Source organism: Niabella aurantiaca DSM 17617, assembly GCF_000374125.1.
Lineage (GTDB): Bacteria > Bacteroidota > Bacteroidia > Chitinophagales > Chitinophagaceae > Niabella > Niabella aurantiaca.
Genome location: NZ_KB893637.1, coordinates 277,649 through 300,215 on the forward strand (window position 1 = coordinate 277,649; position 22,567 = coordinate 300,215).

The 22,567-nt window shown below is 52.2% G+C and carries 12 protein-coding genes; all 12 read left to right on the top strand.

The features are described from left to right. Positions 1-15: 15 nt before the first annotated feature. The 12 genes from B160_RS0114885 (at position 16) to B160_RS0114940 (ending at position 22,449) form a co-directional block, all read left to right on the top strand. Positions 16-2,325, top strand: a complete 2,310-nt coding sequence (locus tag B160_RS0114885; RefSeq protein WP_018628728.1) for an alpha-galactosidase — start codon at positions 16-18, stop codon at positions 2,323-2,325. A 25-nt stretch (positions 2,326-2,350) separates the two neighbouring features. After that, positions 2,351-3,727, top strand: a complete 1,377-nt coding sequence (locus tag B160_RS0114890; RefSeq protein WP_157558066.1) for a sialidase family protein — start codon at positions 2,351-2,353, stop codon at positions 3,725-3,727. Between the two features lie 162 nt (positions 3,728-3,889). After that, positions 3,890-6,823, top strand: a complete 2,934-nt coding sequence (locus tag B160_RS0114895; protein WP_018628730.1) for a CehA/McbA family metallohydrolase domain-containing protein — start codon at positions 3,890-3,892, stop codon at positions 6,821-6,823. A gap of 13 nt (positions 6,824-6,836) precedes the next feature. Continuing rightward, positions 6,837-8,477: a hypothetical protein gene (locus B160_RS0114900; protein ID WP_157558067.1), complete on the top strand. Its 1,641-nt coding sequence runs from the start codon at positions 6,837-6,839 to the stop codon at positions 8,475-8,477. 73 nt (positions 8,478-8,550) lie between these two features. Continuing rightward, positions 8,551-9,771: a glycoside hydrolase family 172 protein gene (locus B160_RS0114905; protein WP_018628732.1), complete on the top strand. Its 1,221-nt coding sequence runs from the start codon at positions 8,551-8,553 to the stop codon at positions 9,769-9,771. 40 nt (positions 9,772-9,811) lie between these two features. Continuing rightward, positions 9,812-12,046, top strand: a complete 2,235-nt coding sequence (locus B160_RS0114910) for an alpha-galactosidase (RefSeq protein WP_026309788.1) — start codon at positions 9,812-9,814, stop codon at positions 12,044-12,046. 7 nt (positions 12,047-12,053) lie between these two features. Next, complete coding sequence (locus B160_RS0114915; protein WP_018628734.1) at positions 12,054-14,285, top strand: alpha-galactosidase; 2,232 nt, start codon at positions 12,054-12,056, stop codon at positions 14,283-14,285. 2 nt (positions 14,286-14,287) lie between these two features. Next, on the top strand, positions 14,288-15,238 hold the full coding sequence (locus B160_RS0114920; RefSeq protein WP_018628735.1) for an NHL repeat-containing protein: 951 nt from the start codon (positions 14,288-14,290) through the stop codon (positions 15,236-15,238). Between the two features lie 14 nt (positions 15,239-15,252). Next, positions 15,253-16,197 carry a dihydrodipicolinate synthase family protein gene (locus B160_RS0114925; RefSeq protein ID WP_018628736.1) on the top strand — a complete coding sequence of 315 codons (945 nt, stop codon included), beginning with the start codon at positions 15,253-15,255 and terminating at the stop codon, positions 16,195-16,197. A gap of 160 nt (positions 16,198-16,357) precedes the next feature. Beyond that, the gene (locus B160_RS0114930; RefSeq protein WP_051107179.1) at positions 16,358-17,578 is read left to right on the top strand and encodes an SGNH/GDSL hydrolase family protein; all 1,221 of its coding nucleotides are present in this window, start codon (positions 16,358-16,360) and stop codon (positions 17,576-17,578) included. A gap of 180 nt (positions 17,579-17,758) precedes the next feature. After that, positions 17,759-20,974, top strand: coding sequence for a SusC/RagA family TonB-linked outer membrane protein (locus tag B160_RS0114935; protein WP_157558068.1), 3,216 nt, complete (start codon positions 17,759-17,761; stop codon positions 20,972-20,974). A gap of 8 nt (positions 20,975-20,982) precedes the next feature. Then, the gene (locus B160_RS0114940) at positions 20,983-22,449 is read left to right on the top strand and encodes a RagB/SusD family nutrient uptake outer membrane protein (protein WP_018628739.1); all 1,467 of its coding nucleotides are present in this window, start codon (positions 20,983-20,985) and stop codon (positions 22,447-22,449) included. The last annotated feature ends 118 nt before the right edge of the window (positions 22,450-22,567 follow it).

Below are 22,567 nucleotides of genomic sequence, written 5' to 3' on the forward strand. Positions count from 1 at the left end.
ATAACCTTTTTGGCAATGAACAACGAGTCCCGAAGAAAATTTATAAAAACAGCAACCGTATTCGGCGGTGTCCTGCCGCTGGTGGGTTTGCCGTCAGGCGACGCACAGGCGCAGTATCAAACAACATCCTCCCGGTCACGGCAAAAGGAAGCTTGCAGCATTTCGATACAGGATCAGCAGGTAACCATTCGCGCCGGCATCCTTACAAGGGTGTTGGACATCCGCAGCCACCAGGTCATTACGCGGAACCTGTCTATAAGCGGAAAAGCATTGATGACGGAGCCGGCGGCAGAATTCAGCTTATCCTTCTCCCGTGCCGTACCGGATCGGCAGCCCGCAGGCATCCGGCTGCAGGCCGATGGTTCGATGAAGTGGGCCGATGGCTCAGCCGTAAATAATAAAGGCGACAATCAGCCGGTGAGCTGGGACCCGGTGGCAATGGTGAACGGCCGGGAGCTGTCGGCGCGATTTCAGCTGGTGACCACGGAGATCACGCATCCCCGTGAAGGACATACCCGGCTGCAGCTGAGGGCTGCTGCATTGAACGATCCGGCATTACAGGGGGTAACCCTGAGCTTCTTTTACGAGGTATACGAGGGGTATCCGGTCATCCGAAAATGGATCGAAGTGATCAACAATGGCGCGCACTGGCTGAAGATTGACCGGTTTACCATCGATGCGGTGACCATCGCGCCGGATTTCCGCACTGTAACGCCGCTGACCCCGGCTGAGCAGGGCGCGGAGAGCAGTATTGTGGCTTTTAGCGATACAAAATATACGCACGGCGTGATCGTGACCAGTGAAGTACCGTCTGCAGTGCGTACCATCGGTACATCGGGCAGCACGGGTTATTCGGCGGATTATTTTGAATGGGTACTTGGGCCTTCGGAACATTTTGCAACCGAGCCCGTATTTCATTTTGGTTTTTCCGGAGCGGCCATTTCAACGGTAAGTGGAGTTTCAACCCCCCTGGACCGCGCGGTGGAAACGCCGTTCAAAGATTTCCTGAGAGGATGCGTAGGGCTGCGTGCAGCCGCCGCAGACGTGCCCGCGCCCATCTGGTGCTCTTATACGAATTTTCTTGATAAACTGAACGACGCCGATATGCGGCAGCAGGCGGATATCGCCGCTGCCATTGGTTTTGAAACCTTTCAGCTGGATGAAGGATGGGCCGCAACGCCGGCTCCGGGCGGATCCGAACCGGGCAGCACTTTTCCGGATTTTGTGGCAACCTGTAACTACATCCGGTCAAAGGGGCTGCAGGTGGGGTTATGGATCTCCTGTTTCCGGGGCAGCGAGGCAAAAGACCTGAAGGCCTTGCCCGACGGACGGTCGCTGCCGCTTTTTCAAAACACGAAGCGCGGATATGGGATGAGCTTCTCCGGTCCCTGGCGCGACTATTTTGCCAATGACCTGCTGTACATGCGGGATAAATACGGGATGACCTATGTGAAAGTAGATCTGACCAATATCAGCAAAGGGGACATCGCTGAGGCACATGAAAGCCGCACCCGGAAAGAATCGCTGCTGCGCGGATTGAGGGGCTTGCTGCATATGTCTGAACGTGTGGGCGCCCTGGCTCCGGATATCTGGACACAGCTCACGCATGAGCTTTACTGGCGCACGCCGGGCCCTCCGGCTGATATAGCGGTGCTGAAATATGCCTGTGCGTTCCATACCACTCCTAATACTTACAAGGGCGCGGGCAACGGCAGTAAACGGGTAAGCCAGGATTGGCCCTATGACCCGTTGAAGATGCGTGCGCAGCTGATCGATAGCTGCTGGGAAGCCCGGCAGCGCTACTTTGGTCATCGCGGCCTGCCGCTGTACTCTGTAGAGTTTTACGCGGCGCATACTGTAAACATTAAAGGCAGTATGACCCCGCAGGTCCAGGACCGCCAGGTATGCAGCTGGCTGATGGGCGCGCCTACGGTCTTTGCGGGCGATCTTTCTTCGCTGACAAAGGAGCAGATCGGGCACTACCGCAAGCGCTTTAACCTGCTCAAATACTTGCAGCAGGCATACAATATCTATCAGCACTTTCAATACAGTGGGGTTCCGCAACCTACCGAGACCGACTGGCACTGGTGGGGCAAGCTGAACGGGCAGGGCGCCGGAGTGGTAGTGGTCATCAGGGGTTCGGAGGGGGCTGCTGCACGAGCCGTCAATGTTCCCTGGGCACATGCAAAAAGCTACCGGGTAACGGCGTTATTCACCGGTAAAAAAATGGGCCGTTATACCGGCATGCAGCTCCGGAACGGAGCGCTGAACCTGGCGCTGCCGGCCTATGGGCAGGAGCTCCTTGAGCTGGAGGTCGTAAACTAATCAATATACCAATCAATTTTATGATATGAACAATCATCCATCATCACGAAGAACATTCTTAAAGCGCACGGGCATTGTAATGGCCGGTATCCCTTTTGTAAATACAAGCCTGTTTCCCGGTAAACAATCAATAGCAGAGGGACATTGGGTGGTGGCGCACAATGAGCCGGTTACGGTGCTTACCGATAACCGGTTAAAATTTGACTATGGAGAGGAGCGTATGATATGGGAGGACGGCTTACAGCCTTCCATGCTCATCACCCGTAATAACACCATTGTGGTGCAGGCGCAAAATCACAACAAACCCCTGCCCCAGGAGCGGATCTATTACCCTTTTGCGGTAGATACGGTGGTGTCCCGGGATAAGGGAACCACCTGGAAGAAAATACCCCTTCTGCCGGGTAAGAACGATATCAACATTGAGGGCGGCATCATCCAGCTGAAAGACGGCACCATCCTGGGACTGGAAACCTATGTGACGCCCGGCAGCAAACCCGATACCGGCGAAACGCTGATGTTCTATTCGGCAGACGATATGAAAACGGTCAAAGGACCGGTTACGGCTACATTTGACATTCCGGATTCAAACTTTTATGCTTCCTCTGATGACGGCGGCCGCCCACATGTGGCCATGCGCCTGCACCGCAGGATCATCGAAATGCCCAATGGCGACCTTATGACAACCATCTACGGATGGCAGAAAGGGGATAAGAGCCCATCGGACTATGAAGTGCGCATGATCAAGACAAGGGTCATGATATTCCGCTCTTCCAATAAGGGGCGTCATTGGAAATTTGTATCGAGTATTACGACAATGCCACAGGCACAGACGGAAGGCTTTGGGGAACCGGTGCTGAACCGGGTGAATAAGGGAAAGCATGCCGGCCGGCTCATTTGTTTCATGCGTACCGGCAGGGAGCTGTTCAAAGCGTATTCCGATAACGAAGGGAAGACCTGGAGCAAGCCGGAGCCCATCCAGTTTGCAGACCGCGATGTATATGCCACGGAAAAATGGCGGGAGATGTTTAAAGATGTGAAACGGAAAGGTCAATTAGTGACCGAGAGCTCGGTTGAGATCATCGGGGCCGTGGTGGACCCGGATCTTTGCGTATTGCGCAGCGGCCTTCTGGTGGCGGCCTTTGGCATCCGCATACCGGCAAAAGCCTGCTGGCAAAAATTCAACCATCCCTGGAACGGCAATTACATTGCTGTAAGCAGCGATGGTGGCGATACCTGGGGCAACGTGCAGCAGCTGACCTCCGGCATTCCGACCACACACTATATGGCTATAGAGGAAATGAAAGAGGACAATACCGTATTTGTTGTATATGACTGGGGCTGGTGGGGATACAAAGGCGGGCGTTATACCTACGGCCGGCCGGTAACCATCCGGAAAAAATAAGAACGGGGCTGATCAGGAAGTTTTTTTTGCCGGTAAGGCGGCGGGATTGAAAGTCCTGAAACGATTAGCGGGTAATGCCCTTCCGGATTCCCGGCTGATCTTTAGTCCGCGCTTTTGGGTCGGCCCCTCAATAAAAGTTCAATTTTTAAAACAGACCGAACCATGCGATCGATCATTATTGGAATACTCCTGCTGATAAGTTGCGGGGCGGCCGCCCAAAGCACCGCGGAGAACGTATCTTTTCGCATCGTCTTTGGCCTGAAGGATAAAGCACCCAGGGCCTGGGACGGGGCAGTGATTCCTGCTGCCGGTCAGCAATTAGCGGTACAGGCCGACTGGTTTCGCGATCATCAGTACGAGGCCAAGGGCTGGTTAAAGGGGATCATCAGCATTAAGCTGCCGGATCCGCCTTTTCCCAATGACTACCTTCCGGACAGCACTTCCTGGATTTGCAGCACACGTCCTTCTCCCTTACACGGGCCTACTACGGAATGGCACGATCATGGCCAGCTGGACAGCCTTTACGGGGAAGCTGTTCTCAAGCCGGTAATTGTTTGCCCCAGCATCATCCTGCGTCTTCAAAGCTCCTCGCTGGCAACGCCGCTGTCGGTGAAGACCGCGGGCGGCGATTTTCGGTTTGTACCGGCCGAAGTGATGCGTGACCGGGTTGCGTATTTCCTGGACAGCAGCATCCGGATGGAGGCCGCGCCGGTCACCGAGCCCGTAACGGCTTCGATCAAAGACCAGGAAGACTATCCGTCGCTGCTCATTGCAAAGAACGGAACAACCTGGCTGGCACGGCAGGCTTTTGACGGAAAGACCGATAAGCTGGTGGTACAATACAAAAGGGATGCGGTGTGGTACCCGGCAGTGACACTGACCAGGCAGGCAGATATTTTTTCCACGGCCCTGGCGGAGGATGCCGGGGGAAATATCTGGGTGGTGTGGTCCATGCAGGTAAAAGGGCGTTTTGACCTCTATGCAAAACATTTTAATGGCAGTAGCTGGTCTGCGACTCAATGCCTTACAAAAGGGGGAGCCGTACGGAATATTTATCACCGGATAACAAGCGATGCACAGGGGAATCTATGGCTGGTATGGCAGCAAACAGGAAAAGGAAACAGTCAGATCTGCGCAAGACAACTGGAAAAGGGCGTGTGGAAGCAGGCCGTGCAAGTGAGCAACGGTGCGTCCGCAGCGGGCAATAACTGGTGGCCGGCGGTCGCTGCAGCACCCGATGGCAGTATAGCCATTGCCTGGGATGGATATGCAAAAGGAAGCTATGATATTTACCTGAGGCGGTATATAAAAGGCAAATGGCAGGCGGAGCAGGCCGTGATCGCTACGGAAAAGTTCGAAGCGCATCCTTCCATTGCCTATGATCAAAAAAACCGCCTTTGGATCGCCTGGGACGAGTCCGGCGCAAACTGGGGTAAAGACGTGGGCTTCCTGCTGGATCAGCAGCAAACCCGTCTGCATGAATCGCGCGCCGTAAAATTGATCTGTATGGATGGCGACCGGATCATGACCACCAAACAGGCGTTGTCAGCGGTATTGCCCCCGAAAGATTTTTGGGAGCTGCCGCAATTGCAGATGGATGCACAGGGCAATCCCTGGTTGCTGGTGCGGCACCTGGTAATGCGGGAACCGGATACGCCTTTGGAAGGACCGATCGATCTGGCGCTGTTTGAGATACAGGCCCTGCAATACAGGGAAGACCGCTGGAGCCCGCCCATCTGCATTCCGCAAAGCGCCGGCCGGAACGATATGCTGCCGGCAACGGCGATGGATGCCGCAGGAAATATCTGGGCGGCCTGGGCCACGGACCTGCGCAACCGGAAAACCTACCAGCACAACCAGCTGCAGGTGGAGCTGGGAAAAATCGGGAAATGGACAGCGGGTAAAATGCCGGAACTGGTATCTTATGACGGCGCAACCCGCGCGTACCAGCCTTTTGATCCGTCGGAAAAAGCAGCGGTAGAGCGGATCCGCGACTATCGTATAAAAAAAGGGACCAAACAATACGCCATCTACCGGGGTGACCTGCACCGGCACACCGATATTTCTGTAGATGGCAGTAACGATGGGTCCATACTGGATGCCTACCGCTATGCGCGGGATGCGGCGGCCCTGGATTTTGTGGGCGTCTCCAATCATACGGATGCGGTATGGGATGAATACAACTGGTGGAACACCCAAAAGCTGCAGGATCTTTACCAGATCCACGATGCCTTTGTTTCCTTTTACGGATACGAACGCTCTGTAGAATATCCCAACGGGCACCGCAATATCTTTTTCACCAAAAGGGGTACTCCTTATATTTATCCCATCGGCGCTTTTGAGGCCCGCGGGGGCTATGTAGGCAGCGGGGCCTTATACTGGTATCTGCGCCGTCATGGAGGATTCAGCATTCCGCATACCACCGGGCGCACCAGCGGCACGGACTGGCGGGATAATGATCCATTGGTAGAACCGCTGATGGAAATTTACCAGGGTATGCGCGACAGCTATGAATACCCGGGCAGTCCAAGGCCCTACAAACTGTTTGCCTTGCCGGACAGCACGCACCCTGTAGGCCGGGCCTCTTCGGCGCCGGAAAGCCCGTCCTTTAAACCCCTGGGCTTTGCCTGGAATGCGCTGGCCAAAGGATACAAGCTGGGTTTTATTGCATCTTCGGATCATATTTCCACGCATATCAGCTATGCCTGTCTGATTGCAGAGACCCTGACGCCGGAAGGATTGCGGGAGGCGATCGATCACCGGCGCACCTATGCTGCCACGGATAACATCATCCTGGATGTAAAGCATACCGGGTCTGCCGGAACCTACCTGATGGGGGCATCATTTGTGAGTGCCACACCGGTTCAGGTCCATGCCACCATCATCGGCACGGCCGCCATTCAGCAGGTAGACATTATAAAGAACAATGCCATTGTGCAAACCTACAAGCCGGGTACCGGAACGTTTAAATTTACGTTTACCGATGACCGCTACCGGGATAAAAAACAAGGAGAAAGTTATTATTATGTACGGGTGATCCAGCAGGATGGCGCCATGGCCTGGGGATCGCCGGTGTGGGTAACATATAAAAAATAAAAACCGTGTAAATGTGAAGCGGATCCAACAATTATTGTGGTGTTTAATGGCAACATCCACTTTAGTGAGCGCGCAGCCGGCAGCTAAAGGAGAAGGGGCGCTGCAGCCCGTACATGCGGGAAAGCCCGGCAGCAGCGCCTTCTGGAACAGTTATGCCGGCCGGTTCATTTATCCGCCTGCTTTTGAAATTTCCGAAACAAAGGGAGCCGCTTTTTACAGGTTTACCGTTACAGGAAGTGATGGCCGGCAGCACCGGTTTAAAGAGTGGAAGCCCTGGAATGCGCTCACTCCCGTTTGGGAAGCGGTGCCTGAAGGCGTTACGGAGCTTGAAGTAACCGCAATGGACCGTGCAGGAAAAGCGGTAGCAGCGCCCGTAAAAAGGACATTCTACCGGTCGCCGGCTTTTCCTGGTGTTGCCATAAAGCCCGCATCCGTTTATTTTAATGCCGGCCGTCAGGGCCTCGAAGCATTGTTTAAAACACCTGCTGTTCAGTACTGGCTGCAGCACAAAAAACCAGACCCCGCTTATGCCCGTTACTGTTTTCCAAATAAAGTGATCGGAGGCTTATTGCGGGGAATGATCGCTTATGTGCAGCTTGCCGCAACAAAAAGAGAACGGACGGACGCATTGCAGATGGCGCGTAACATGGGAGACTACCTGCTCTCTGTAAGGCAGCCTGCCACGGCACATTATGCGTTCATTCCGCCTACCTATCTCAATAATGTAGAAACACCAGCAGGCCCGGCATTAAAGCGCTGGCAGGAAGGCTGGTTTATGGTGCCTTCTGCTATTGATGCGGCATTGGGTTTTCTGGATCTTTTTGATGCAACGGGGGATTCCGTTTATTTTCAGGCAACGCAAAGGATCGCTCAAACATTGGCCGCTACACAGGAGCCGGATGGCACCTGGCCGTTGATGGTGAAAGGAACGGAGAGCAGACCCGTTACACCACAGCGGCTCATTCCAACGCCGGTCATTTTATTTTTCGACAGGATGGAGCAGCAATACGCCATCCACAGTTACCGCCTGGCAAAGGAACGTGCATGGTCCTGGATCCTGAAAAATCCGCTGGAGACCTACCAGTGGGACGGCCAGTTTGAGGACGTAGCCCTCCATGGTGCGTATAAGAACCTGGCACGGGAACAGGCCTGCGACGTAGCTTCTTTATTGCTGGACCAGGCCACAGGGAACCCCGCCGGGATGGCGCAGGCGGAAGAGCTGCTCCGGTTTGCAGAAGATCAGTTTGTAGTGTGGGCGCCGGTAAAGGATCCGGAGGGCTGGAACCACACAATAGGCGGCAGAAAACGGGCACCGGAAACCTGGTTTGCCCCCACCGTACTGGAACAGTATGTATGCTACGAGCCGGTGGCCCGCAGCAGCGCTGTATTGATCCATGTCTATTTAAAAGCACATACCGTTACAAAAAAACAGGTGTATTTGGAAAAAGCTGCCGCCCTGGCAAACGGCCTGCTGGCCGGCCAGTCATGGATATCGGAAACCTACGGCGGCATTGCAGAAATACCGACCTGGGTAAAAAAAGTGAAACCATCCAACTGGATGAATAATTCTTTTTATGCGGCGGAAGCAGTGCTCCGGCTGGCTACCGTCCTTAATAAAATACAGGAAAGGACCCGGGCCGGTGGATCATCATAGACGGGAAGACAGCGATCTGTATTGGATAATAACTGAAATAAGAGGCAGTATAATATTGTTAAACTTGGCATCTATGGTTTTTTTATTTAAGAGCAAACTACTGCGTGACGGCACTGATCTTCTGCCGGCCGGCGGAAGATCACACCGGTATATGAAAATCCCCTTTATCTGGCTGGGCCTCTTTCTGCTGCTGGGCACGGGTGTGGCGGCACAGGATCCGGATCATTCAGCCAGCGCATTATATACGATCCGGCCCGGGCTGAAGAACAAACGCATCAGCAGCGCCGATACCACCGGGGCCAACAGGGATTTTATCGTGGATATCAAAAACGGAGAAAAGCGGGTACTGGCCGATATCAGCGGCGCCGGTATCATTGATCATATATGGCTGACCATTTTTCCAAAGGACATCAACAGGAATGACATCATTATCCGCATGTACTGGGACGGGAACCCATATCCTTCGGTCGAATCTCCTTTGGGACCCTTCTTCGGACAGGGTTGGGATGAATATTATAATTATACTTCCTATGCATTGGCCGCTGCTCCCCACGATGGAAAAGCCGTGACGTCTTATTTTCAAATGCCGTTTTCAAAAGGAGCACGCATTGAGATCGAAAATCAGACCGGCAAAACGCTGAATTACTTTTATTACTATATCGATTATGTGGAAACAAAGACGCTGCCTAAAAATGCGGGCAGGTTTCATGCCTGGTACAACCGGAAGGTAATGGGAGCGGTTAATGGAATGCCCCATAACCGGCAGGGAACCGATAATTACGTGTTTGCGGATATAAAGGGAGCCGGGCACTTTGTTGGGATCAATTATTATGTACAGAGTCCCAGTACAGTCTGGTATGGTGAAGGCGATGATATGTGGTATATAGATGGGGCAAAAACGCCCTCTTTAGGTGGAACGGGTACGGAAGACTTTTTCAATACCGCCTGGTGTCCCAAGGAAGTGTTCTGTTATCCTTATTTTGGTTACCCCAGGGTAAACAATAACATCGGCTGGCTGGGTCGCACCCATTGTTATCGCTATTTTATACAGGACCCTGTTTACTTTTCCCGGTCGTTAAAAGGCACCATTGAGCATGGAGCGGGTAATAATATGACCCTGGATATTGCCACGGTAGCTTACTGGTACCAGGATAAAGCGGCCCCTCTGCCCAAAGCGCTTTCCAAAGACGAACGGAAGCTGCAGCCGCTTATAGGCGCAAATGAGATCATGAATTGGAGAAAGGCCTGGGAAAAAGGAAAAGACAGTACAAAAGTGATTTGGGGAAACGAATGATCTGCTCAGGGCAGATCCGGTAAAAATGGGGTATATAAAAATGAAGGAATGTATTTTGTGTTTTTTAATGGGCATTGCAACGGCGTTGTGTGCCCAGTCCGGCACCACTCCGATCAGCCGGGTAAAAGGCCCGAATGGCGGGTGGCTGATCCAAACAAGATCTTCTGCGTACCGGCTACTGGTTACAACAGATAAAAGAGTGTATCCGGTTTTTTACGGTCCGGTTGCCCGGGCGGCAGATCCTGAAAAGACCAGCGTGGGGATGAAGCGTATAGAAGAGGTTCCGGTACGTGGCGGATCTTCCAATAAAACAGCTGTTCTGGAGGTCGTTTTTGCAGATCATGTGCGGGCCGTGGACCTGGAATATGTGGAGGGCGCTGTTGTGACTGTTAACGGCCGGCCGGCTTTAAAGATCACACAAAAAGACCGGAAGTATCCGCTGGAGGTTATTACCTACATACGGATACTGGAAGAACTGGATATCCTCGAAAAGTGGATCGAGGTGAAGCATACCGGGTCTAAAGGGACCATGCGCATTCAAAATCTCATGTCGGGAAGTATAGCGCTCCCCACCGATCAGTATGTGCTAACACAGTTGTCCGGAAATGAATTGGGGGAGTTTCAGCCTTACCGGTCGGTGCTCACTCCGGGGTTGAAAGTGATCGAGAACCGGATGTTCCGGTCCAATAACAATATGCCCTGGTTTTTGGTACGTCCCAAACGGACAGCTACGGATGAGAACGGGCCTGCCTGGTGGGGCTGCATTCATTACAGCGGTAACTGGAAAATAGTTTTTGATCAGGCCTATGAACGGTCATCCAACTATACGCTGCAAGTATCGGCCGGTATCAATTTCTGGGATACCGAGCTGGTTTTAAAGCCCGGCGGTCAGTTTAAGACTCCGGTATTTTCCGTAGGCTATACTAATGGGGGAGCGGAAGGCGCAGCAAGAAGTAATGCGGCTTATGTACGCAATGCTGTTTTGCCGGCTGCATTTCGCAATGTGCTCCGGCCGGTGCTTTTTAACGGCTGGGTAACCACCACATTTCACATTAATGATTCAATAGAGCTGGCCATGGCAAAAGAAGCGGCAAAGCTGGGGGTAGAGCTTTTTGCCATTGATGACGGCTGGTTCAAAGGCAGGAACAGCGGCGGCGAAGGGCTTGGCGACTGGGAGGTGGATAAAAATAAATTCCCCAGGGGGTTAGGACCGCTCATAGACAGTGTGCACCGGCTGGGTATGAAATTTGGCTTGTGGGTAGAGCCGGAAAGCGCCGTACGGAATAGTGATGTGTATCGAAAACATCCTGACTGGGTGCTGGAGTTCCCGGGAAGAAGCGCAACGCCGGGCCGTTTTTTTCTGAACCTGGCGAAAGAAGAAGTGTATCGGTACCTGTATCATTCGTTAGACCGGTTATTGACTGAAAATAAAATTGATTTTATCAAATGGGATCAGAATACGGCGATCGGTGATGCCGGGTGGGCAGATGCTCCGCCGGAGATCCAAATGGAAGTACGCGTGCGGTTTATCAATAATGTGTACCGTTTGGTAGACGCGCTGCGGAAAAAGCATCCCCATGTTTTATTTGAAAGCTGCGCCAGCGGAGGTGGCCGTGTTGACCTGGGAATGCTTGCCCGGATGGACCAGGTCTGGACAAGTGACAATACGACCGCCATCGATCGGGTGTTCATTCAGTACGGCTATTTAGGCGCCATGCCTGCCAACACGATGGAATCCTGGGTAATTGGCGATTATATCAACCAGGGCAATGGCCTGCCCTCGCTTTCTTATAAATTTGACGTGGCAATGAGCGGCCTTTTAGGTATCGGGGAGAATATACTGAAGTGGACACCCGAAGAAAAAGCGCTGGCAAAGCACAAAGTGGAAATATATAAGCTCATCCGGCCGGCAGTGCAGAACGGTACCTTATACCGGCTCGTGTCTCCGTTTGAAAATAACCGGAGCGCACTGCAATATGCCAAAGGAGATACCAGCGTGCTGTTCTGTTATAACCTTGCGTTGTATGTGACCGCAAATTATGACAGATCCGTAGACCTTACAGGAGGGGCGCAACAGCTTGATCAGGGATCGACCCAGTTAAAGTTAAAGGGCCTGGACCCCGCGGGGCAATACCGCATCAGTGTTGCGGGAAATGCCGCGGCAAAGGTCCCGGTTTATAACGGAGACTACCTTATGAACGTCGGTATCAGCTGGCCCCTGAAACGGCCGTTCGAAAGCCAGATCTTTTTAATTCATAAAATCAGTAATAAATAAAACGGACATGGTAAAGCAAGTTTGGATGGTTGTTTTTAGTTTTTTTGCGCTCAGCTCGCAGGCTCAGCATCATGCGTCAATTATTCAGGTACCGGGTCCCGACGGGGGATGGGTGATCCAAACAAGATCTTCTGCTTACCGGTTGCTGGTTTCACCGGACAAAAGAGTCTACCCTGTTTTTTACGGATCTGCGGCCGAGGCTGCATTTCAAAAAAGATCCGCCGTTTGGACACAGGGGGTGGAGGAGCTTCCCGTGCGTGGCGGGTACCCTACCAAGTCGCCGCTGCTGGAAGTGATCTTTAATGATCATGTAAGGGATGCGGACCTGGAATACGTATCGGGGGAAGTAGTGACCATCGACGGGAGGCCTGCTTTAAAGATCGTTGAGAAAGACCGGAAATATCCTTTGCAGGTTACAGAATACATCCGCGTGCTGGAGGAATTTGATATCCTTGAAAAATGGGTGGAGGTAACCAATACGGGTAAAAAAGGAAACATAAGGATACAGAACCTTTTATCCGGCAGTTTATTTCTTCCTTCCGATGAATATGCGTTAACACAATTGTCGGGGATGGAGCTGGCCGAATTCAAGCCGTTTCGCTCCATACTTACCCCGGGTGTAAAAACGATTGAAAACAAATTGTTCAAATCAAATAAAAATATGCCCTGGTTTATGGTGCGTCCAAAAAACGCCACCAGCCCGGATCAGGGTCCCGCATGGTTCGGCTCCGTGCATTACAGCGGAAACTGGAAGCTCATTTTCGATACTCAGGTAGAACGTGGCTATGCTTCGGCGCTGCAGATTTTGGGCGGGATCAATTTCTGGGATACCGAGTGGACATTGAAGCCGGGCGCTTCCTTTACCACGCCGAAATTATCAACCGGGTTTACCTTAAAGGGGGAGGAAGGAGCGGCGCTCCTGAACGCCGCTTACGTGCGTAAAACGATATTGCCGGAAAAACATCGTAACGTGTTGCGCCCGGTGCTGTTCAATAGCTGGTATGCCACTACCTATCATCTGAACGAGGATCAGCAGGTAGCTATGGCAAAGATAGCCGCAGAAATGGGGGTGGAACTGTTTTGCATGGATGATGGCTGGTTTAAGAACCGCAATAAAAGCGATGCGGGGCTTGGCGATTGGGAGGTGGACAGGCAAAAGTTCCCCAATGGCCTGCAGCCGATGATCGACCGGGTGCACGCGCTCGGTATGAAATTCGGAATATGGGTGGAACCCGAAAGTGTGGTGCTGAAATCCGATGTTTACCGGAAGCATCCCGACTGGATCCTGGAGTTCCCCGGCCGGCGGAAAATTCCGGGACGTGTATTCCTGAACCTGGCCCGGGAAGATGTGTACCAGTATCTGCACCGGTCGTTAAGCAAGCTGCTGCGGGAAAATAAAATTGATTTTATTAAATGGGATGAGAATACCTATCTTTCCGATCCGGGCTGGGCTTCGGCCTCGCCTGAAATGCAGCTGGAAGTGCGCATCCGGTTTATCAATAATGTGTACCGGCTGGTGGACGCGCTGCGGAAAGAGTTTCCCAACGTATTGTTTGAAAGCTGCGCCAGCGGCGGCGGGCGGGTAGACCTTGGAATGCTTTCGCGGATGGACCAGGCCTGGACCAGTGATAACAGTACGGCTGTGGATCGCCTGTTCATTCAATATGGGTATCTTGGAGCGCTGCCGGCCAATACCATGGTGTCCTGGGTCATAGAGGGCATTGCCAACCAGGTGCAGCTGAATCCGCCGCTGCCCTATAAATTTGATGTGGCTATGAGCGGTGTATTGGGCATCGGGTACGATATCCGCAAATGGTCGGAAGCTGAACGTGCGCTGGCGAAGCAGAAGATAGCGCTTTATAAGAAGGTGCGTCCCATGGTACAGCAGGGAGATCTTTACCGCCTGGTATCGCCTTACGAGCACAACCGCTGTGCCTTGCAGTACAACAGTGAAGACAAAAGGACCGCGGCCGTTTTTTGCTATAACCTGGCTGCCTATGTTTCCGGGGGGTATTCAAAAACGGCTGATCTGAAAGGTGCACAGTATATGGATAATGGGTCCACGGTATTAAAACTGAAGGGCCTGGATCCGGCGGGGCGCTACCGCGTAAAAAAAGCAGAAGCAGCTGATGAGACCGGTGTGGTTTATCCCGGATCGTTTCTGATGGAGGCCGGGATCCAGTGGCCTGTGAAAAATTCTTTTGAGAGCCAGCTCCTGCTGGTAGAAATGATTCGATAAATATGAAAAAAGCAATGATCATAGGACATAACCGTCATCGGTATCGGGTGCACAGCGATTGGGGCTTTCCCGGGGAGGGCCGGTACCCTGTAAATGATTGCCATGAAATGGTGATGGACCAGCAGGGACGCATCCTGATGCTGACCAATGAAACACGCAATAACGTGTTGGTGTATAATAAAGACGGTACGATAGTGGACGCCTGGGGCCATGAATTTCCCGGTGGCCACGGTCTCAGCATCCATGATGAAAATGGTGTACAGATGCTTTATATCTGTGATACGGAGCGGCATGAGATCATAAAAACCGACCTCAATGGCCGGGTGATCATGACGATCGGGTTTCCCCGGGAAGCCGGAATATATCCGTCTGCAGACCAGTTTCTTCCTACAGAATCCGTAGTGGCGCCCAATGGGGATATCTATATTACCGATGGCTACGGACTGCAGTATGTGATCCGGTATGACAGCAGGGGCAATTATATCGGGCATTGGGGCGGCAAGGGAGAGGGGCAGGAACAGTTTGATTGTGCCCATGGAATTGCCGTTGATACGAGGGACGGAGGCACGAGCCTGCTGATCACCTCCAGGAACCACAATGCCTTCAAGCGTTTTACGCTGGACGGTGTGTACCGGGAAACCATAACTTTGCCGGGGTCATTTGTGTGCCGGCCGGTGATCAGGGGAGCGCTGCTGTACGCCGCTGTTTTCCGTTCGGAGCAAAATACCAATGTTGGCTCCGGATACGTAACTGTGCTGGATGAGCATAACAAGGTGGTTGCCACGCCGGGCGGCACAGCACCCGTTTATCAGGATGGCCGGCTGTTGCCGCAGAAAAAAGAGGGTGCCGTTTTTGTGCACCCGCACGACGTTTGTGTCGATGAAGATGAAAATATTTATGTATGCCAGTGGAACTCGGGAAAAACGTATCCGATCCTGCTGGAGCGGGTATAAAATAAAACAAACAGATGGAACCGTTAAAAGCAAAGGAAATATATGGGACCTGGGGCACACTGCTGCTGCCCATACAGGAAGATGAAAGCATCCTATACGAGGCATTATCGCAGCAAATAAAGACATTGATCGGCACTGGTGTCAATGGGATCTATTCCAATGGTACTGCCGGTGAATTTTATAATCAGACCGAGGAAGAATTTGACACGATCAGTGGTATGCTTGCAGACGAATGCAATGCCGCCGGCATGCCCTTTCAGATCGGGTGCAGCAATACCAATCCCAAATGCACCCTGGAACGGGTAAAAAGAGTCCGGTCGCTGAAGCCGGGCGCTATACAGGTTATTTTGCCGGATTGGTGCCCCCCTTCGCCGGATGAGCTGCTGCGCTTCCTGGAAGGCATTTGCAATGCGGCGGAAGGGATCGGGATCGTATTGTATAACCCGCCGCATGCCAAGCGCGTATTGGCACCGGAGGATTATGCTGCCATCATGCGTCGCGGGATTCCGCTGGTGGGCTGTAAAACAGCAGGGGGCGATGAAAGCTGGTATGCACAAATGAGCGCCATCCCGGGCCTGTCGCTGTTTGTGCCCGGGCATTGGCTGGCAACGGGTGTTCGATCCGGCGCGCATGGTGCTTATTCAAATGTAGCCTGTCTGCACCCCATTACCGCACAGCGCTGGTATCAGGATATGATGACCGATATGGAAAAGGCCTTGCAGTTTGAGGCGCGCATCGGCGCTTTCTTTAAACAATACATTGTTCCGCTGATGACGGAACGAAAATACTCGGGTCAGGCCATGGATAAGATGATGGCCTGGATCACCGGCTGGGGCAACGCAACGCTCCGGTTGCGCTGGCCTTACAAGGGGGTTACAGAGCAGGAGGCATTGCTGGTACGTGAGGCCTGCCGGGCTCAGTTGCCTGAGTTTTTTGAGGCCGGCATAAGCGCCCGGTGATCGTTGTTCGCCACATCGCCCTGAAGTGAATGGAGAATGATATCCTGTTCTTTTATAAATGATTGCCCTGCGCTTGTCGGTCCGTAGGGATGCAGGCCATGGTTTGCGTCTGCCCAGGCCATTTTAGCAGGTGTTTTAATAAAATTGATATCGATCTGTTATGACACAAAGTATGTTCGATTTTTTTTATAAAGAACGGAATGGAATGGATGCGCAAAAAGACAGGAATAAAAAAAAGCATTCTGTTGAAGTAAGAGGCATCCGTGTCCTGATGGCTATAATGATAATCGTGCAAATGAACTGTACCATACACAAGCAGGTTGCGGCTCCCGGAAAAGATACATCGATGTCCGTTTCTTTTAACGACGCCCGCATCCAGTACGAAGGCCGGATCGATTACAGCGACCCGGCAGCGGCAACCCTTTGCTGGTCCGGAACAACGGTCCGGTTCCGCTTCTCCGGAACGGGGGCACGCGTTCTGCTGAAGGACTACAGCGGGCAGAATTATTTTAATGTGATCATTGATGGCGATACGGCTGCCATAAAGAAAATGCGGATCGATACGGCAAAGAAGTGGTATGTACTGGCCGAAGGGCTTCATCCGGGAAAGCATACGGTGGAATTGTTTAAGCGCACGCAGATCAATAAAGAGTACAACAGGGGGTATACAAAATTCTATGAAATAGGACTGTCTTCCGGTGCGCGGTTATTGTCCCCGCCTTCTCTACAGAAAAGAAAGATGGAGTTTTACGGGAATTCCATTACCTGCGGGCACGCCATTGAAGACAGCAGCGGCGGCGATTCGGGTGCAGCGCAATTTGAAAATAATTATCGTTCCTACGCGGCCCTGACGGCGCGGCATTTCAGCGCAAGATACCGCTGTATTTCGGAAAGCGGTATCGGGTTGCTGGCCGGCTATAGAAAAGAGCTGATGCCGGAGATCTATGACCGCATCAATCCTTTTGACCGCCAACCATTGTGGGATTTTTCTTCCTATCAGCCGGATATCGTTGTGGTGAACCTGTTGCAGAACGATGAAGGTGTGATCGGCAATCCGCAAAGCGAAGCGTTCAAAAAGTACTTCGGAACAAAAGCCCCGGCTGCCGGCCAGATCATTGCTGCCTACCGTCATTTTATTCAACGTTTGCGCGGCCACTATCCAAAGGCGCATATCATTTGTGTATTGGGCAGCATGGGCATTACCCGTACCGGATCTCCCTGGCCCGGCTATGTGCAGCAGGCCGTGGCATCGCTGGCCGATAAAAAAGTGTACACCCATTTCTTTCCTTATAAAGGCACCCCGGGCCACCCGCTGATACAGGATCATGCGGCAATGGCGCAAAGTCTGACCCGCTTTATTCATGACCAAATCGGATGGTAAGCCGGCCTTTGCCGGACGGGCGATTGCACGGAAAAAGAAAATACAACAATGCGGCAGAATAATACCAGCTTTCTTCGTTTCGTCGTCGTACTATTGTTATGAAGAAAACGGTGCATGCTGACTGGAATCGTACACCGGGAACAGGCCCCATTTAACTTTTTATAATTAAAGGAATTATCTATGAGGGAATTCAGCCGTCTAAAATGTATCCTGAGACGTAGTTATTCAAATTGTTTATTGCTGTTGCTCCTGCTTTGCTCCGTGTCTGCGTCCCGGGCGCAAACAACGATACGGGGCACGGTAAAAGATGCCGCAGGAAAGCCCCTGGAGGGCGTAACGGTGCATCTGAAAGAGAGCAACGTAGCCTCCATTACCTCGGCGGAGGGTCAGTACAGTGTTGCTGTTACGGGCAGCGACCCGGTGCTGGTGTTCAGCAGCGCCGGGTATACCACCCTGGAAGAACCGGTGGGGCAACGTTCGGTTGTGGATGTTATACTGGAAGAGCAGGTGTCCAAACTTGAGGAGGTGGTCGTCATCGGGTATGGTTCCCAATCGCGGCAGAAGCTGACGACAGCGGTTTCAAAGCTGGATAATAAAGTATTGCAGAATACGACCTATACAAACCTGGGAAGCGCCCTGCAGGGAAATATACCGGGGTTGCAGGTAATGTCCACGGGAGGTGGGCAGCCCGGTGCTGCCCCCCGGATCATCCTGCGCGGGGGCACATCGATCTTAAATCCCAATGGCGCGGCGCCCCTTTATATTGTAGACGGTGTGATCCGGCCGAACGGGCTCAATGATGTGAACGCTTTTTCGATCGAATCGATGCAGGTACTGAAGGATGCGGCTTCCACCGCTATTTATGGTACCCGGGGCTCCAACGGGGTGGTGATCGTTACCACCAAATCGGGTAAACCCAACAGGACACAGATCTCTTACAGTCTCAACAGCTCTGTGGGGCAGCCTACCCGGCTGGTCGATTATGCCAATGCGCATGACTATATATACTATAACCGCCTGGGTGTAAAAGCGGCGGCAGAATACCGGCCAGAGCTGATCTCCCGTCTTGGAACATCGAATGCATCGGGCACCGGGAATGATCTTTCGAACAATACCGCATATACCGTTATGTACCTGACCCCGGAGAACGAACACAAGCTGCAGGAAGGGTGGAAGAGCATGCCGGATCCGATCGATCCTACGAAAACCCTTATTTATGCAGAAACCGATTACCAGGATCTGATCTACCGGAATGCGTATACATTTGATCATTACCTGGATGCGTCGGGCGGCAACGACAAAGCGTCTTTTTATGCAGGGCTGGGCTATACAAAATCGCAGGGTACGGCAACCATTACCGATTACAACCGGTTAAGCCTGAACCTCAATGCCAGCTATAAGATCCTGGACAACCTTCAGATCCTCGGAGGGCTTCAATATACCAACCGCAATACCCGGACCGTATCCAGCCTGGCCAACCTGTTCTACCGGTCGGCCTCCCTGCCCGGTACCGCAAAATACAAATTTGAAGATGGCACGATCGCCCCGGGGCAGAACCAGTCCATCGGGAACCCTGACTACTATTTTAAAGGACCGTATGCCCCCCAGGGAAATACAGAATTTGAAACATCTACTTACTCCCTAAGGGCAAAGTGGGATATTTCTAAAAAACTGGTATTTGAACCCCTGCTTTCACTTAACAGGGATCTTGTTCCTACCTACAGTTTTCAGCCGGCGTCCATGCTGAACGGTATCGGGCCTGTGGTAACAAGGCGTAGCACTTCTGCCAGCAGCACCCGCAATACACAGTACCAGGCGGATGCCGTTCTGACCTATACCAATCTGTTTGCAGGTAAGCACAGTCTGGAGGCAAAAGGCGGATTTTCGCATTACTCCAGGAGGAATACGACTTTGTCCGCCAATGGTCAAAATGCCGCCACGGACCTGATCCCCACCCTGAACAGTGCCGCAACGCCTACCGGGGTAAGCAGCACGATATCGGACCTTGCCATTCAAAGCCTGTTTTCCCGGATCAATTATGATTACGAAGGAAAATACCTGTTGTCGATCAATGCCCGTTACGATGGTTCTTCCAATCTGGGTGAAAATAATAAATTCGGCTTTTTCCCGGGGGTATCCGCGGGCTGGAATGTAGACCGGGAAAAATTCTTCCAGTCCATTGCCGATGTATTGCAGCTGAAGCTGCGTGCCAGCTATGGGGTCAATGGGAATATATCCGGCCTGACTGATTTTCAGCCGGATGGCAGCTACATCACCACAGGCGGGCTATATGGCGGACAGTCCATCATCCGTGCGGATGTTCTGCCCAACCAGGACCTGCGCTGGGAGCGCTCCAAAACAATTGACATCGGTGCTGATATCGGGTTTTTCAACGGAAGGGCCAGCATCATCTTTGATGTGTACAACCGCACCACCGACGATCTGCTGACTACGGTAAGTCTTCCGGCTTCTTCCGGCTTCTCCAGCGTATTCACGAATCTGGGAAGCCTGCAGAACAAAGGTTTTGAAATAGAGTTGAACGGGCATATATTTCCGGCTGCTTCGGCTTTTAAATGGAATGTATCCCTGAATGCGGCCTATACAAAGCACAAGATCCTGAAGCTGCCGGATAACGGGATTCCAAAGAACCGGATCGGGGGCATATATGTCTGGGATCCTGCCATCGGCGATTATGCCTACATGGGCGGGTTGCAGGAAGGTGGGCGCATCGGCGATATGTTTGCCTACAAGCAGATCGGGATCTATGCCACCGACGAGGAGGCTGCCAATGCGTTGCCCGATAAAGTACCCTCGGCCACCCAGAAATTCAAACGCGGCGGAGATGTGATCTGGGCCGACCTGGATGGGAACGGTTACATCGACGACCGCGACCGGACCTATATGGGGAATCCTTATCCCGACTGGACGGGGGGCTTTAATAATTATTTCACCTATAAAGGGTTCAGCCTGACCATTCGTACCGATTTTACAATGGGCAATACCATTTATAATTACCCGGCGGCGCTTGCCAACGCCCAGGCGCAGGGAGATGCGTTGCCCTTTCAGAGCTATATCGATAAAATGTGGAAGCAGCAGGGAGATATCACCAATACGCCCCGCTATACCTGGCAGGATCAACCGCTGAATATCTTCAGGGGGAATAACAACTATTATGAAAAAGGTGATTTCTTCGCCATCCGGCAGGTAGCGATCAGCTATGTATTTCCCGATTATATCCGAAGGATTTATCTGAAGAACCTGAGGGTATTCCTGTCGGGCAATAACCTGCACCATTTTACAAAATACACGGGGATCAATCCGGAAGATGGCGGACAGGACAACGGACATTATCCCCTTACAAGAACCTTTACTTTGGGCATTAGCGCAACTTTTTAATCAGCATAATGATGATAAAGAATAAATTTTTCCTATCGGCTGCAGTAGTTTTTGTTTTGATCACCGGATGTAAAAAAGGCATAGAAACAGATCCGGTAAGCATCATCACTTCGGCAACATTTTTTAAAACGCAGGATGACGTGGCGGGTGCCCTGCGGGGGATGTATTTCCAGCTGCGGATCCCGGCCTCCAGCGATCTGTATTTTATGAGTGAAGGGCGGAGCGATATATTGAGGGGGGCGGCTGCGGGAACCCTGGGTTTTGACCGGTATTACAACAATACCCTTAATGTAACCAACCCCGGGCCCAACTGGCTGAGCCTGTACACTGTGATCAATACCGCCAACCTGATCCTGAAATATGCTCCGGGCATATCGTTTACATCAGAGAATGTGAAGAACAATATACTCGCCCAGGCCTATACAATGCGTGCCTTTGTTTATTTTTCGCTGGTCAGAACATGGGGCGGCGTTCCCATCCGTACCGAACCGACCGAAAAATATGATCCGGCAACCATCCAGGTGCCCCGTTCCAGCGCGGAGGATGTATTCAAACTGATCAGGCAGGACCTGGACCAGGCGCTCTCGCTTTATCCGGATAATGCGATTGACGGTACCCGGTCTTACTGGAACAAACCGGCCGCAAACGCGTTGAAAGGCGAAGTGTTCCTTTGGACCGGCAAATTGATGAATGGCGGTGAAGCCGATTTTACAACGGCGCTGGCGGCGCTCAATGATGCAAAAGGGGCAGATGTGCAGCTGCTGCCGGACTATGCGGATATTTTCAGCTATACCAATAAGAACAACAAGGAGATCCTGATGTCGGTACGGTTTCAATTGCTGGACCAGGCGCCGAATAATTACTATACCAATATGTACATCATCAACTTCGGCGGATTGCCCCCGGCCGTACAGGCAGTGGTAGGCGTGCAGGGAGGGAACGGCAGTGTGATGCAGATCCGGGATGAGATAAGGAGTCAGTTTACCGATGATGACCAGCGCCGGGATGCAACATTTTATGAGGTATATGATAAGGATAATAAATATTATGCAGCCATAACCACGAAGGGGAACGGGGTTGTGGATGGCGGTGCCAGGAGCTTTTATACCGATGTTATTTTATACCGCCTGGCGGATGTGCTGTTGCTGATCGCGGAGGCAAAGAATGCGCTGGGGCAGGATCCATCACCGGAAATAAACAGTGTGCGGCAGCGGGCATATGGTACGAACTATCCTTTGCATATATTTGTCAATGGCTCAAAAGAAAGTAACGACGCTGCCATCCTTAAAGAGCGGTTGCTGGAGCTTTGTACCGAGGGCAAACGCTGGTGGGATCTGGTACGCTTCGACCAGGCATTCAACATGGTGCCCACGCTGAAGGGGAAGGAAGCGGACCACTATCTCCTGTTGTTCCCTATTGGACAAACCATCCGGAGCCTGGAACCACTGGTGACTGAAAACCCCGGATGGGAATAGCTAAGTTTTCTTCGCGGGGCCTTTTAAAGCTAGTGGCGAAATGTGCATTACAAAATACGGTGGTGCCGGAAGTTATGCAGGACGCCGTGCCTCATATGCCACTAATAGGTAGGTTCGC